The organism is Microbacterium sp. NPDC089695 (assembly GCF_044749085.1).
Taxonomy (GTDB): Bacteria; Actinomycetota; Actinomycetes; order Actinomycetales; family Microbacteriaceae; genus Microbacterium.
This window is the reverse complement of record NZ_JBIVHG010000001.1, coordinates 1,013,326-1,027,345: the sequence shown is the minus strand read 5'-3', so window position 1 is coordinate 1,027,345 and position 14,020 is coordinate 1,013,326. Positions and strand designations below refer to the sequence as shown.

The 14,020-nt window shown below is 71.4% G+C and carries 10 protein-coding genes; 5 read left to right on the top strand and 5 right to left on the bottom strand.

Translation table 11 applies throughout. From position 1 onward, the window contains the following. Positions 1-10: 10 nt before the first annotated feature. From ACIPYT_RS05090 to ACIPYT_RS05080, 3 genes are all read right to left on the bottom strand, one after another. Positions 11-1,006, bottom strand: coding sequence for a helix-turn-helix domain-containing protein (locus tag ACIPYT_RS05090; protein ID WP_401071259.1), 996 nt, complete (start codon positions 1,004-1,006; stop codon positions 11-13). Between the two features lie 69 nt (positions 1,007-1,075). Next, on the bottom strand, positions 1,076-2,044 hold the full coding sequence (locus tag ACIPYT_RS05085) for an alpha/beta hydrolase (protein WP_401071257.1): 969 nt from the start codon (positions 2,042-2,044) through the stop codon (positions 1,076-1,078). A gap of 144 nt (positions 2,045-2,188) precedes the next feature. Next, the gene (locus ACIPYT_RS05080) at positions 2,189-2,896 is read right to left on the bottom strand and encodes a ZIP family metal transporter (protein ID WP_401071255.1); all 708 of its coding nucleotides are present in this window, start codon (positions 2,894-2,896) and stop codon (positions 2,189-2,191) included. A 164-nt stretch (positions 2,897-3,060) separates the two neighbouring features. Here ACIPYT_RS05080 and ACIPYT_RS05075 point away from each other — a divergent pair, with 164 nt between their 5' ends. Next, entirely contained in the window at positions 3,061-3,291 is a 231-nt protein-coding gene (locus tag ACIPYT_RS05075) for an AbrB/MazE/SpoVT family DNA-binding domain-containing protein (RefSeq protein WP_401071253.1), read from the top strand. Continuing rightward, positions 3,275-3,691: a PIN domain-containing protein gene (locus tag ACIPYT_RS05070; RefSeq protein WP_401071251.1), complete on the top strand. Its 417-nt coding sequence runs from the start codon at positions 3,275-3,277 to the stop codon at positions 3,689-3,691. Before ACIPYT_RS05075 ends, ACIPYT_RS05070 begins: the two co-directional genes overlap by 17 nt. Positions 3,692-3,699: 8 nt before the next feature. Here the strand turns inward: ACIPYT_RS05070 and ACIPYT_RS05065 are convergent, their stop codons facing one another. Together ACIPYT_RS05065 and ACIPYT_RS05060 are read right to left on the bottom strand one after the other, a co-directional pair. Next, positions 3,700-4,485 carry an NAD(P)H-dependent oxidoreductase gene (locus ACIPYT_RS05065; protein WP_401071249.1) on the bottom strand — a complete coding sequence of 262 codons (786 nt, stop codon included), beginning with the start codon at positions 4,483-4,485 and terminating at the stop codon, positions 3,700-3,702. A gap of 23 nt (positions 4,486-4,508) precedes the next feature. After that, positions 4,509-5,879 (bottom strand): MFS transporter, encoded by a 1,371-nt coding sequence (locus ACIPYT_RS05060; RefSeq protein WP_401071247.1) that lies wholly within the window; start codon positions 5,877-5,879, stop codon positions 4,509-4,511. Between the two features lie 100 nt (positions 5,880-5,979). Here ACIPYT_RS05060 and ACIPYT_RS05055 point away from each other — a divergent pair, with 100 nt between their 5' ends. The 3 genes from ACIPYT_RS05055 to ACIPYT_RS05045 all read left to right on the top strand — a co-directional run bounded on the left by ACIPYT_RS05055 (position 5,980) and on the right by ACIPYT_RS05045 (position 13,819). After that, positions 5,980-6,354, top strand: a complete 375-nt coding sequence (locus tag ACIPYT_RS05055; RefSeq protein WP_401071245.1) for a winged helix-turn-helix transcriptional regulator — start codon at positions 5,980-5,982, stop codon at positions 6,352-6,354. A 51-nt stretch (positions 6,355-6,405) separates the two neighbouring features. Then, a complete protein-coding gene (gene argG / locus ACIPYT_RS05050; protein WP_401071243.1) occupies positions 6,406-7,851 on the top strand; it encodes an argininosuccinate synthase in 1,446 nt (481 codons plus the stop codon). Positions 7,852-8,029: 178 nt separating this feature from the next. After that, positions 8,030-13,819, top strand: coding sequence for an Ig-like domain-containing protein (locus ACIPYT_RS05045; RefSeq protein ID WP_401071241.1), 5,790 nt, complete (start codon positions 8,030-8,032; stop codon positions 13,817-13,819). Positions 13,820-14,020: the final 201 nt, after the last annotated feature.

The following is a 14,020-nucleotide window of genomic DNA, read 5'->3' as shown; positions in this document are numbered from 1 at the left end:
GGCGCACGGGTCAGGTCGAGAGGGTCAGCAGCATCCGCGCGAGTGAGTAGCGCGTGTGCCCGCGCGAGGTGCGCGGGTCGTAGCCGAGCACCTCGATCAGCGCCGTCAACCGCTCCTGCACGCTGGAGTGATGGCGCCCCAGCCGGGCGGCGGCTCCGCGGACGCTCCTCTCCTCGGCGATCGCGTCGAGGAGTTCGAGACCGCGCGCATCGAGGAGACCGAGCGCGACGGCATCCGGGTGCGGCGGCCGCGACTCGGCGTGCTGTGCGACGACCAGCGCGGCCCCGAGCTCCTCGGCGCGCACGGTCGGCTCCGCGTCGCTCGTGAGGCGCGCCGCAACGAGGGCCGCGCCCCACGACGCGGCGAGCGCCGCGCCCGCACCCGCCGGGCCGATCCCGAGTCTCACCCCAGCTCCCGAGGGCCAGGCGGCGGACGGATCGACGTCCACCTCGAGCAGGGTGGCCCGGGTGAGTCCATGCCGCGTCGCGACGACGGCGGACGGATGCCGGGGCAGCGGTGCCGGATCCGGAGGGGAGGCGACGACGCGCAGGTCGCCGGCGGTGAGACGCAGCCGGGCCAGCGCCGCCGCCCGCTCGTCAGGGCTCGAGTACGCGCTGATCGCGAGCTCGACCGCGCTCTCGGGTGCGACCGAACGGCGCGCGCGGAGGATGCCGAGCGCGAGCGACAGCCGCTCCAGGATCATGGCGTCGTTGGTGTGGGGTTCGCCCTCGCGCTCGATCCACACGATCGCGTCAGGGCCGCTCTCGCGGTGCGGGTGAGCCGGATCGGGAGCCTGCGGGTCGACGCGGACGCCGTCGGCGCGCACGCGCATGACCTGCGCGCCGTCGCGCTGCCCGACCGTGGTGCCGCTCAACACGGCGGCCCCTCGCAGCATGCTCTCCACGCCGACCGAGCGCGCGACGAGGGTGTCGAAGTACGACACGACCTTGAGGGTCTCGGTCGCGTCGGGGTCGAGGGCGGTGAGCCGCCCCAGCAGATCTTGCATGTCGGGCTCCATCGCGCGGGGCTTCCACACTAGGGGGTCGACGCCTCGACCCCCTAGGTGCGACGACGGTCATCCGAGCAGGCGGTTCATCCAGTCATCGCGTGCCGCGAGCATGGCCTGCGCCACCGCGGCGTGCGGGGCGAACATGTCGAAGCCGTGGAACCCTCCGGCCCAGACGTGGAGTTCCGCCTGGACACCCGCCTCCCACAGCCGGGAGGCGTAGGCGACGTCCTCGTCGCGGAACACCTCCGCGCTGCCGCAGTCGATGAACGCCGGCGGGAGCCCCGAGAGGTCGGTCGCCCGCGCCGGGGCGGCGTAGATCGAGACCTCGTCGGTGCCCTTGCGGTCGCCGAGCAGAGCGGTCCAGCCGGTGATGTTGGAGCCGCGGTCCCACACCCCGACGCCGTCGATCTGCCGGGTCGAGACGCTCTCGTCGCGGTCGTCGAGCATCGGGTAGATGAGCAGCTGCCCGACGAGGGCGGGCCCGCGGCGGTCGCGAGCGAGCAGCGCGGTGCCCGCCGCCAGACCGCCACCGGCGCTGCCGCCGCCGATCACGAGGCGCGTGGTGTCGATGCCGAGGTCGTCGGCGTGCTCGGCCGTCCACCGCAGCCCGGCGTAGCAGTCCTCGACCGGGTACGGATCAGGGAACTCGGGCGCGAGCCGGTACTCGACCGTGACGATGACGCCGTTGAAGCGCTCTGCCCAGTCGAGGAAGCCGACGACCCCCAGCCAGCGGTTGCCGATGATCATGCCCCCGCCGTGCGTGTGGAAGAAGCCGGGGCCGGTGCCGGTGCGTCCCTCCTTCTCGATCACGGTCACGACGATGTCGTCGCCGTCGTGACCCGGGATGGTCTCGTCGCGCCACACGAACCCGCGGTCGGCCAGCACCTGCCGGACCTCGTCGTCGCCGGCGACCGGCGACTGCCGCAGCAGCGGGATCATCTCGGCGGTCAGGGTCGTCGGCAGCTGATCCGCGACGAGCGCGAGAGCGGCCTCGAGCTCGGGATCGAACGGCGGGCGGGTGAGCGTGTCGGTCATGGGAACTCCTTCGTCCTCAGTGTCCATCGTCGCGCGGGGGCGACCTTCCGCTCAGCATCCCGCCGTGCGTCGCCGAGGGGAACCCGCCGACCGCGTCCGATCCGAGGCCGTCTGACCGCCGGACGGCGGGGCGGCGCCGGCGCCTCAACTCGCGAGCGCGAGACCCGCCGCGAGCGCGAAGCCCAGCACGGTCGCGAGACCCGTCGACTCCTTCGCCTTCGACTGCGCCTCGGGCACCATCGAGTCGACGAGCATCACGAGCAGCGCGCCGGCGGCGAATCCGCTCGCCGCCGAGCGGAACGTGTCGTCGGTCACGGATGCGAGCCCGAATCCGGCGACGGTCGCCGCCGCGCAGATCACCGTCACGCCGGCCCACAGCAGCAGCACGCGCGAACGGGTCATGCCGCCCTGCAGCAGGTCGGCGGCGGATCCGATCGACTCGGGCAGGTTCGACACCAGGATCGCGACGACGAGCGCGACGCTCACGGGCTCGCCCGAAGCGAGGCCGATGCCGAGCACGAGCTGTTCGGGGATGCCGTCGAGCAGCGCCCCGACGGCGAGCTGGCCTCCCCCCGCCGATCCCTTCGTCTTCGCCGCCCGGGCATCGAGGATGCGGTCGGCGACGTAGTAGCTCAGGGCGCCGAGCGCGACGCCGACGACGAGCGGGATGGGCCCTGCGAGGGCGAGACCCTCCTCCCACAGCTCGAAGGCGATCGACGCCATGAGCGCGCCGGCGCCGAAGCCGAGCACGATGCCGAGCCACCGCGGCGGCCAGGTGCGCAGCAGAGCGAGGACAGCGCCGACGAACAGCGGTGCGGCCGCGACCGCGCCCCACAGCACTGCCTGACCCATGTGCACCTCCGTCCCGCACACTCTGCCACCGGGAAGCCGGGAAGCCCAGAGGTGCGCGGGGTTCGAGCCGCGCGTCGCGGTCAGGCGCGTCACAGCGCCGGCATCCGCTCTCCGCTCTCCACAGGCCTCTACGGCCCATGCCATGTCAGTGGTATCGTCATGGCATGAAGGCAACCATGGACAAGGCGGGGCGGATCGTCATCCCCGCGAGCATCCGAGAGCGACTGGGGATGCTGCCGGGGCCGGTCGATCTGATCATCGACGGCACCGGCGTGCGCGTCGAGGTCGAGGCCCCCGACAACGTCGTCGAGAAGGACGGACGCCTGGTGATCACCGGCGGTCCGTCGTTGACGCCGAACGAGATCCGCGAGCTGCGTCTTGCCGACCAGCGCTGACCTTCTGCTCGACACGAGCGCCGCCATCGCGCTGCTGCACGAGGCGCATCCGTTCCACGAGAGCGTGAACGAGGCGTGTCGGGGTCGCGTCCTCGGCCTCGCCGGACACGCGATGCTCGAGACCTACTCGGTGCTCACCCGACTCCCCGGTGCCGCCCGCGTCACTCCGCGGCGTGCGTCACAGCTGATCGATCGCGCGTTCCCGGCGTCGTCGGCGCTGCCCCCTCGCGACGCGCTGCGCGCCGTGCCGACCCTCGCCGCCGCCGGCATCGCGGGCGGTGCGGTCTACGACGGCCTCGTCGCCCTCGCGGCGAGGGCCGCCGGCATCCCTCTGCTCACGTGCGATCAGCGTGCCCTGTCGACGTACGCCGCGGTGCGGATCGACGTCCGGATGCTCTGACCGCTCGCTCAGCCGACGCGGTGGATGCCGAGGTCCGTCCTCCCCGGCAGCAGGTCGGCGCGCAGCGCCCTGGTGCCCCGGTAGTCGCCGTCGCGCAGGCGTCGGTACGGGCTGCTCGGCCGCTCGGCGTCGACACCTGCGAGACGCGCGAGCAGTCGGTCGCTCTCGCGGTCGATCGCCTCTGTCGTGAGCCCGTCGGCGTCGTGCACCACGTGCAGGTCGAGCGGCTCTATGCCCGTGTACCAGAGCGTGCCGTGCGTGAGCGGGAACAGCAGGGAGTCGATGTCGCCGCTGATGCCGCGGTCGCCGATCGAGCGGTCGTCCTCTCCGGCGGTCACGATCACGAGGGCGCGGCGTCCGGCGAGCGGACCCTCGCCGTAGCGCAGCGGGAGTCCGGTCTCGGGATCCGTCGGGCCGTACGCGAAGCCGTTCGTGAGCACACGGTCGAACCACCCCTTGAGGATCGCGGGCGGGCCGTACCACCAGAGCGGGAACTGCAGCACGACGAGAGCGGCAGCGGCGAGCTTGCGCTGCTCCTCGACGACGTCGCCAGGAACCTGACCCGATGCGAACGCCTCTCCCATGAGGTCGACGAGATTGCCGTCGCGCCCCTGCGGCAGGCCAAGGTCTCGCGCTCCGAGCACGGGATCGAACCCCTGCGCGTACAGGTCGGTGACCTCGACGTCGTGGTCGCGCGACAGCGCCTCGACGCCGTCGCGGAACAGTCGCGCGTTGAACGATGCGCCCTGCGGGTGCGCGTGGATCCAGTGGACGGTGGAGCGGGTGTGCGACATGGTGTCCTTCCGGCGGGAGCGCGTCAGCGCGTGGGCGTCACGGCGTCGATGGAGCGCCGTCTCGTGAGAGGCAGCAGCGCGGCCGCGACGACGGCGACGGCCGCCACGACCAGGGCGACCGCGAACCCGCCGGAACCGACCACCGAGGCGATCGTGCCGAGCAGGGCGATGCCGAGGCCGCCGCCGAGCGCGAACGCGACCTCCTGGATCGCCCCCACCTGGCCGGCGTCGTCCGGCACCGTGACGTCGAAGAGGGTGGTGGCGGCGAGCGTCGCGGCGACGCCGAACCCGGCGCCGACGAGCACGAGCGGGATCGCCACGACATCCGCGCCGAGCGCGAGCCACGCGAGGCCGACGCCCTGCACCGAGAGCGCCAGCACCGTGAGCGCCGGCGAGCTCAGCCAGCGCAGGAACACCGGGGCGACGACACCGCCGAGCGCGATCGCGACGGCCTGCGGCAGGATCGCGATCCCCGCCTCCGCGGCGGTGAACCCGCGCAGGTCCTGCAGGTGCAGACTCACCAGGAGCACGGATGCCGAGGAGACGCCGCTGCTCGCCACGATGCGCACCACAGCGGGGCTGAACCCGGGAACGCCGAACAGCCGCATGTCGATGAGCGGCTCGGTCAACCGACGCTGCCGACGGATGAAGTACACGAGGGTCGCGACCGCCACCACGCCGGCGATCGCCGCCGGGACGGGTGCGGCGAGGACCTCGTGCAGCGCGAACACGAGGGCGCCGAGCGCCACGATCGACGAGACGATGCTGAGCGCGTCCCACGACACGGGGCGCGAGCTGCGGGAGTCCGGCACGAGCCAGATCGCGAGCACCCCGGCGAGCACGGCGAGCGGCACACTGCCGAGCAGCAGCCACCGCCATCCCGGCCCCTCCGTCACGAGACCGCCCAGCACCGGACCGAGAGCGCTGCCGGTGCCGAACGTCGCGGTCCACAGGCCGTAGGCGAGCACGCGCTGCCGCGCCTGGTAGTGCGCGCCGATCGTCGCGACGACGCCGGCGACCACGAACGCCTCCGCGACGCCGAGCAGAGCACGCACGACGATCAGCAGCAGTCCGTCGTGCGCGAGTCCGCCCACGAGGTTGAGCGCCGCGAAGCCGGCGAGGCCGAGCAGCACGATGCGCTTGCGTCCGAAGGCGTCGCCGATGCGCGCGGCGAGGATCAGCGTGGCGGCGAGGGAGAGCGCGTAGACGTCGACGAGCCACAGAGCTCCACTGTCGGAGAGGACGAGATCGCCGCTAATCGCGGGGAGCGCCGTCGACACGCTGCTGATCGCGAGCGCACCGATCAGGATACCGAGCAGGAGCGGGATCATGGCGAGCCACGGATGCCGCGCCGGGCGCTGCGCAGCCGGCACGACGGGTACGGGAGAGGTCACCGACTCAGTCTCGCGGGTGCGGTACGTTCGGGACAAGTACGGTCATCCGTGATACATACTGACGTTTCGGATACTATGGCCGTGACGGAAGGCGGGATCGATGAGGGAGAAGACGGCACGCATCGTCCGCGAATGGGGCGACGCCTGCGACGCGGAGATCTCTATCGCGGTGCTCGGCGGGGCGTGGAAGCCCAGCATCCTCAGCCTCCTCGACGAGCACGACGTGCTGCGCTTCGGCGAACTCAGCCGCCTGCTCGACGAACCCACGGCGCGGGTGCTGACCCGGCAGCTGCGCGAACTGGAAGACGACGGCCTGCTCATCCGCACGGTCTACCGGCAGGTGCCGCCCAAGGTCGAGTACCGTCTGAGCGACCTCGGCCGCGGGGCGATGCCGCTCGTCGACGCCCTGACCACCTGGGGAGGCGGCTACGCCGCGCACCAGCGTGCGGCGCTGGCCCTCCCCACCCCTTCCTGAGATCAGGACGCCGTCCGAAACAGCCGACACGCCGCCGATAGACTGGAAGGCATGTCCAAGGTCCTCCAGTCCCTGCCCGTCGGCGAGCGCGTCGGCATCGCCTTCTCCGGAGGACTCGACACCTCCGTCGCCGTCGCGTGGATGCGCGACAAGGGCGCGGTGCCCTACACGTACACGGGCGACCTCGGGCAGTACGACGAAGACGACATCGAGTCGATCCCCGGTCGCGCCCTGGAGTACGGCGCCGAGGCGTCGCGCCTGATCGACTGCAAGACCGCCCTGGTCGAGGAGGGCTTCGTCGCCCTCGCCTGCGGCGCGTTCCACATCCGCTCCGGCGGCAAGACGTACTTCAACACCACTCCTCTCGGCCGCGCGGTCACGGGCACGCTTCTCGTGCGCGCCATGAAGGAGGACGGCGTCGACATCTGGGGCGACGGGTCGACCTACAAGGGCAACGACATCGAGCGGTTCTACCGCTACGGCCTGCTCGCCAACCCGCGCCTCCGCGTCTACAAGCCGTGGCTCGACGCCGACTTCGTCACCGAGCTCGGCGGGCGCAAGGAGATGAGCGAATGGCTCGTCGCCCACGACTTCCCCTACCGCGACTCGGTCGAGAAGGCGTACTCGACCGACGCCAACATCTGGGGCGCCACGCACGAGGCGAAGACCCTCGAGCACCTCGACGTCTCGCTCGAGACCGTCGACCCGATCATGGGCGTGAAGTTCTGGGACCCGTCGGTCGCGATCGAGTCGGAAGACGTCACGGTCACGTTCGAGGCCGGCCGCCCCGTCGCCATCAACGGCGTGGAGTACACCGACCCGGTCGCCCTCGTCATGGAAGCGAACACGATCGGCGGACGCCACGGCCTCGGCATGAGCGACCAGATCGAGAACCGCATCATCGAGGCGAAGTCGCGCGGCATCTACGAGGCTCCGGCCATGGCGCTGCTCTTCATCGCGTACGAGCGTCTCGTCAACGGCATCCTGAACGAAGACACCCTCGCGACCTACCACGAGCAGGGCCGCCGCCTGGGTCGCCTGATGTACGAGGGCCGCTGGCTCGAGCCGCAGTCGCTCATGCTGCGCGAGTCCATCCAGCGCTGGGTCGGCTCCACGATCTCCGGATCCGTCACGATCCGTCTGCGTCGCGGCGACGACTGGACCATCCTCGACACGACCTCGCCGAACCTCTCGTACGGCCCCGAGAAGCTCTCGATGGAGCGCGTCGGCGACGCCGCCTTCGGCCCGGTCGACCGCATCGGCCAGCTCACGATGCGCAACCTCGACATCGCCGACTCGCGTGCGCGCCTCGAGCAGTACGCGGGCCTCGGCCTGGTGGGCGGCGCGACCGGCGAGCTCGTCGGACGCGTCACGGCAGGCGAGTCCTCCGAGATCACCGGAGCCGTGGAGGGCTCGGTCTCCGAGGCCGACGAGACCCTCGCGGATGCCGTCGACACCGCCTCCGAGGGCGCCGCCTTCGACTTCGGCACCGACTGACACCGACTGCGGACGAGGGGTGGATGCGAGATCGCATCCACCCCTCGTCGTCTCTCCCCTCCCTCGAGACACTCCGAAAATAGATAATGCGCGAGTGAAATATCGGTTGCTAGGGTCGTAGCGGGGGGAGCATAGGACCTCCCCTGTTCTGCCAGTCAACGAATGCAAGGGGAGATGCATGTCGCTGAAAACCGACGTCAACCATGCCCGAAAGTGGGGGCGTCGGCGATCAGCCCGCACCTCCGCCACCGTCGCCATCACCGCGCTCGTCGCGTCAGGGCTCGCGGTCGTCGCCACTCCGCAGGCCGCCACGGCCGCACCGGCGATGAGCTGCATCAACACGCTCTACCTGACGAACTCGGCCGATCAGTCGGTGCGCGCCATGACGCTCACGACCACCGGCGGCACCACCACGGGCACCGTCAGCGGCACGCCCGCGTTCACGATCCCGTCGAACGTCGGGCTCAACGCGAACCAGCTCGGTATCGCGGCCAACGGCACCGACGCGTACTACGGCACGGGTTCCGCCGGCGCGACCTCGAGCATCGTCGACTACAACGCGGCCGCCGGGGCGACCACCGCCCACCCGAAGCCGAGCGGCGTCGCCAACGGCACCGTCGGCGCGGTGAACCCGAAGACCGGCCTGTACTACTACGGGGCCTACACGGGCTCGACGCTGAACCTCTACGTCTACAACCCCGAGACCCAGATCGCACAGCCCGGCATCGTCGCGGCCGTGAACGCCCCGAACGCCCCCGGCGGTAACGGCGACATCGCGTTCGACAAGGCCGGCCGCCTGTACCTCGTCAACGCGAGCACCGCCAGCGGCAGCCCTGCGACGTCGACCTACCGTCTCTACGTCGCCGACGGCACGATCCCGACCTCGGGCACGGGCACCGCGATGACCTCGGTCGAGCTCACCACCGGCACGACGCAGTCCGCGGCGAACGGCATCGCCTTCGCCTCCGACGGGCACCTGTACGTCGGCGGCTCCACCAGCATCCAGAAGGCCAACCCGATCACCGGCGCCTCGATCGGCGCTCCGATCACGCTGCCGGCCGGCGTCACGTCCACCGACCTCGGCACGTGCGCCAACCCCTCGACCGCCGAGGTCGTCTCGGCCTTCCCGAACGGCAAGGACCAGCCGACCGACTCGACCACCATCACCGTCGGCGGCGGCTCCTACGGCACCCCGGGCACGGCGCCGGACTTCCCGGCCAGCAGCCCGAACCCCGACGGCAGCACGAGCACCGAGCCCGGTGTCGTGCTCCCCGGCGAGACCTACACGGTGACGCAGACCGGCAACGGGACCACCAACCTCGGCAACTACACGACCACCTGGGCGTGTCGTGACCAGGACGGCAGAGTCATCTCCCAGGGCACCGGGAACACCGCGACCTACACGGCGCCCACCGGCACCGACGGCTCGTCGACCGTGTGCACCTTCTCGAACCAGCTGCCGCCGCCCGTCGCGGTCGCCGACACCGCGACCGTGACGTTCGGCACGACGCCGATCGTCCTCGCGGGTGCGACGAACGACACCCCGGGAAACGGGGTCATCCTTCCCGCGCAGACCGTGTTCACCTCGGCATCCGCCACGAACGGCGGCAAGACGCTCACGACGACCGAGGGCGTGTGGACGATCGGCACCGACGGCCGCATCACCTTCACCCCGGCACAGGGATACTCGGGGACGACCACGCCCGTGGGGTACCGCATCACGGATGACAACGGGCTCACGTCCGACTCGACCGCGACCGTGACGGTGCGTCCGGGTCCGACGGCTGTGGCCGACACGAACGCGACCACGCAGGGCGTGGCCGTGGACGTGTCGCCGTTGAGCAACGACACCGCCGGTCAGAACGCGGACGGCACCGCAGGCACCATCGCCCCGTCGACCCTGCAGTTCCCGACCACCGGACAGCCCTCAGGCGCGACCGTCACCAACAGCGGCCGCACCCTGACCGTCCCGAACGAGGGCCAGTACGTCATCAACGCCACCACGGGCGTGGTGACGTTCACCCCCGCCGCGACGTTCTTCGGCACCGCCCAGCCCGTCGCGTACACGTTCACCGACAACAACGGCAACGCCGCAGGCTCGACCATCACGATCACCGTCACCGAGGTCAAGCCCACAGCCACCCCCGACACCGCCAACACCCCGTACGGCACCGCGATCTCCGTGGATGTCCTGGCCAACGACACCGCCGGCCCCGGCGGCGCCCTCGTACCCGGTTCGGTCGTCCTGACGGATCCCGCGGCGACGAACGGCGGCAAGCGGCTCGAGACGGCCGACGGCGTGTGGACGGTCGGCACCGACGGCCGCATCACGTTCACCCCGAACGCCGGGTACTCCGGCACGACTCCGGCGGTGACCTACCAGGTGACCGACGCGAACGGCCAGACCGCCACATCGACCGTCGGCGTGACCGTACGCCCGGGTCCGACGGCTGTGGCCGACACGAACACGACCACGCAGGGCGTGGCCGTCGACGTGTCGCCGCTGAGCAACGACACCGCCGGCCAGAACGCGAACGGCACCGCAGGGACCATCGCCCCGTCGACCCTGCAGTTCCCGACCACCGGACAGCCCGCCGGCGCGACCGTCACCAACAGCGGCCGCACCCTGACCGTCCCGAACGAGGGCCAGTACGTCATCAACGCCACCACGGGCGTCACGACGTTCACCCCCGCCGCGACGTTCTTCGGCACCGCCCAGCCCGTCGCGTACACGTTCGCCGACAACAACGGCAACGCCGCAGGCTCGACCATCACGATCACCGTCACCGAGGTCAAGCCCTCAGCCACCCCCGACACCGCCAACACCCCGTACGGCACCGCGGTCACGGTCGACGTCCTCGCCAACGACACCGCCGGCCCCGGCGGCGCCCTCGACCCGACGCTCACGGTCTTCACCGACCCCGCGGCGACCGACGGCGGCAAGACGCTGACGACCCCCGAGGGCACGTGGACGATCGGCACCGACGGACAGGTGACCTTCACGCCCGCCGACGGCTATTCGGGCACCACTCCGCCGGTGACCTACCAGGTCACCGACGCGAACGGCCAGACCGCCACCGCGACCGTCGCGGTGACGGTGCGACCGGGTCCGTCCGCCACCGCGGACAGCACGTCGACGGATCAGAACGTCGACGTCACGTTCCCGATCCTGCGCAACGACACCCCGGGCCTGCGCGCCGACGGCACCGCCGGAACGTTCGACCCGGAGTCGGTGCGGTTCGTCGTGACGCCCGCGCTGCCCACCGGCAGCACGGTGTCGGCGAACGGCCGTGAGCTCACGGTGCCCGGCCAGGGCGTGTACACGTTCGACCCGTCGACCGGTCAGGTCACCTTCGATCCGGCGGCGCAGTTCACCGGCACCGCGGCGCCCGTGACCTACGAGGTCGACGACCAGGCAGGCAACACGGCCTCGGCGACCATCACGGTGACGGTGCGTCCGATCACTCCGATCGTGATCGGCGACGCGGTCAAGACGCCGGGGACCACTCCGATCGAGTTCGATCCGCTCGCGAACGACGCGCCCGGATCGCCCTCGGCACCGCTCGACCCCGCATCCGTGGTCTTCACCGACCCGGCCGCGACAGACGGCGGCAAGACGCTGGTGACTCCGGACGGCACGTGGACGATCGACGGCTCCGGCACGATCCGGTTCGAGCCGACACCCGGCTTCGAAGGCACGGCAGGCCCCGTCGAGTACGAGGTGCGCGACACCAACGGCACGCCGGCGACCGGCCAGGTCAACGTCGTGGTCGGCCGCGGAGCACTCGCAGCGCCCGACGGCGGCACCACGAAGCAGGGCCAGCAGGTCACCGTCCCGCTCCTCGCGAACGACGCGGCGAGCGACCTCGGAAACCCGTGCGAGCCCGGCGAGACCGACGTCCCCGACGGCTGCGACAGCGGCACCCTGACCCCGGGAAGCGTCGTCTTCCCGACAGCAGGACAGCCGGACGGAGCCGACATCCGCGACGGCGGTCGCACGATCGAGGTCCCCGGTCAGGGCGTCTACACGATCGACCCCGCCACCGGTGCGGTCACGTTCACCCCTGTTCCGGGCTTCACCGGCACCGCCGCGCCGATCGCGTACTCCGTGACCGACTCGAACGGTGCGACGGTCTCGTCGACGGTCACCATCACGGTGAGCGCCGTCATCCCCGTCGCCGTCGACGACTCCGCCTCGACGGTGTTCGACACCCCCGTGACGGTCGACCTGCTCGACAACGACACGGCGGGCGACCCACTCGTGCCGCTCGTGCCCGGTCTGACCGTGTTCTCGGCCACCGGGCAGCCCGCGGGCGTCACCGTCTCACCCGACGGCAGGACGCTGACGATCCCTGGCCAGGGCACGTTCGTGCTGGATGCCGAGGGCAACGCCGTCTTCACCCCGGTCGCCGGGTACAGCGGCACGACGACGGCGGTGACCTACCGCATCGAGGATGCGAACGGCACGCAGCGCGAGGCCGTGGTGCAGGTCACGGTGCGTCCGGGCCCGGTCGCGACCGCCGACGGCGACACGACGAAGCAGGGCATCGCCGTCACGGTGTCTCCGCTCGGGAACGACACCCCGTCGCGCAACGCGGACGACAGCGACGGCGAGTGGGACGACGCGAGCGTGGTCTTCCCCGTCGACGGCCAGCCCGCGGGCGCGGTCGTGTCGGATGCGGGCAAGACCCTGACCGTGCCCGGGCAGGGCGCGTACACGGTCGCCGCGAACGGCGATGTGACGTTCCAGCCCGAGCCGACGTTCAGCGGGACCGCGACGCCGATCACCTACGCGGTGACCGACGAGAACGGCAACACAGCGTCGTCTACGATCACGATCGTCGTCACCGCTGTCACGCCGACCGCGACGGACGACGCGGCGACGACGGCCTACGGCACGCCCGTGACGTTCGACATCGTCGGCAACGACGACGCCGGCGACACCGCGGTGCCGCTCGTGGTCGACTCCGCGGTGTTCGAGGCCTCGGGCATCCCCGACGGTCTGGACGCCGAGATCCGTGACGCAGGCAAGACGCTCGAGATCGCAGGGCAGGGCACGTTCACGCTGAACGACGACGGCACGGTGACGTTCACCCCCGCCGACGGGTTCAGCGGAGCGACCACGCCGGTGCGCTACACGATCAGCGACGCCAACGGCACGACCGCGACGGCCGCCCTCGTGGTGACGGTGCAGCCGGGCCCGGCGCTCGAGAACGACGTCGATCGCACGCCGCAGAACACGCCGGTCACGGTCGACGTGCTCGCGAACGACCTCGCCGGCCTCGACGCCGACGGGGAGCGCGGCACGCTCGACCCGACCTCGGTCGTGTTCCCGGTCGACGCGCAGAGCGTCGGCACCGTCAGCGACGGTGGCAAGACGCTCACGGTGCCCGGACAGGGCGTGTACCGGATCGACCCGGCCACGGGCGCGATCACGTTCACGCCGGAGAAGCAGTTCCGCGGGGGCGCGACCCCGGTCGTGTACGCCGCGGCGGACTCGCTCGGCAACACGGCCACGGCGACGCTGACGATCACGGTCCAGGGGCTCGACCCCGTGGCCCGCGACAACGCGGCCACCACCCCGCAGGGCACGGCGGTCACGATCGATGTGCTCGCGAACGACTCGGGCGCGACGGGCGTGCCGCTCGACCCGGGCACGCTGAAGCTGGTCGACGGCGACGGCAACCTCGTCGACAGCCTGACGGTGCCCGGTGAGGGCACCTGGACGGTCGTCGACGGGAAGCTCGTGTTCACGCCGCTGCCCGGCTTCACCGGACGGACGACGCCGGTGACGTACTCGATCGCCGACGTGAACGGTTCGCGGGCGACCGCGGAGGTCGTGGTGACGGTGGGCGCGCTGCCCGCCACGGGTGGCGACGTGCCGTGGATCCCGATCGGCGGCGGCATCCTGCTGCTGCTGGCGGGGCTCGCGCTGCTGATCATCCGTCGTCGCCGCCAGGCGCAGTAGCGGTCTGATCGACGAGGGGGCGGATGCTGCGGCATCCGCCCCCTCTGTCGTGCGATGCTCGGGTTCTTGCCGCCACAACTCCGGAGATCCGCGACGCGTACTGCCGCATCGGCCCTTCAGCGACGACAAACTCTCTGTTTCTCCGGAGTTGTGGAGCCTGCCCCGTCGATGAGCGCCGCCCCGCCCCGGCATCCTGTGAGT

Bases quoted from the DNA above. Each gene is read 5' to 3' on its own strand.
- argG (WP_401071243.1), top strand. From the start codon at position 6,406: ATGTCCAAGGTCCTCCAGTCCCTGCCCGTCGGCGAGCGCGTCGGCATC.
- ACIPYT_RS05045 (WP_401071241.1), top strand. From the start codon at position 8,030: ATGTCGCTGAAAACCGACGTCAACCATGCCCGAAAGTGGGGGCGTCGG.
- ACIPYT_RS05075 (WP_401071253.1), top strand. From the start codon at position 3,061: ATGAAGGCAACCATGGACAAGGCGGGGCGGATCGTCATCCCCGCGAGC.
- ACIPYT_RS05055 (WP_401071245.1), top strand. From the start codon at position 5,980: ATGAGGGAGAAGACGGCACGCATCGTCCGCGAATGGGGCGACGCCTGC.
- ACIPYT_RS05080 (WP_401071255.1), bottom strand. From the start codon at position 2,896: ATGGGTCAGGCAGTGCTGTGGGGCGCGGTCGCGGCCGCACCGCTGTTC.
- ACIPYT_RS05085 (WP_401071257.1), bottom strand. From the start codon at position 2,044: ATGACCGACACGCTCACCCGCCCGCCGTTCGATCCCGAGCTCGAGGCC.
- ACIPYT_RS05090 (WP_401071259.1), bottom strand. From the start codon at position 1,006: ATGCAAGATCTGCTGGGGCGGCTCACCGCCCTCGACCCCGACGCGACC.
- ACIPYT_RS05065 (WP_401071249.1), bottom strand. From the start codon at position 4,485: ATGTCGCACACCCGCTCCACCGTCCACTGGATCCACGCGCACCCGCAG.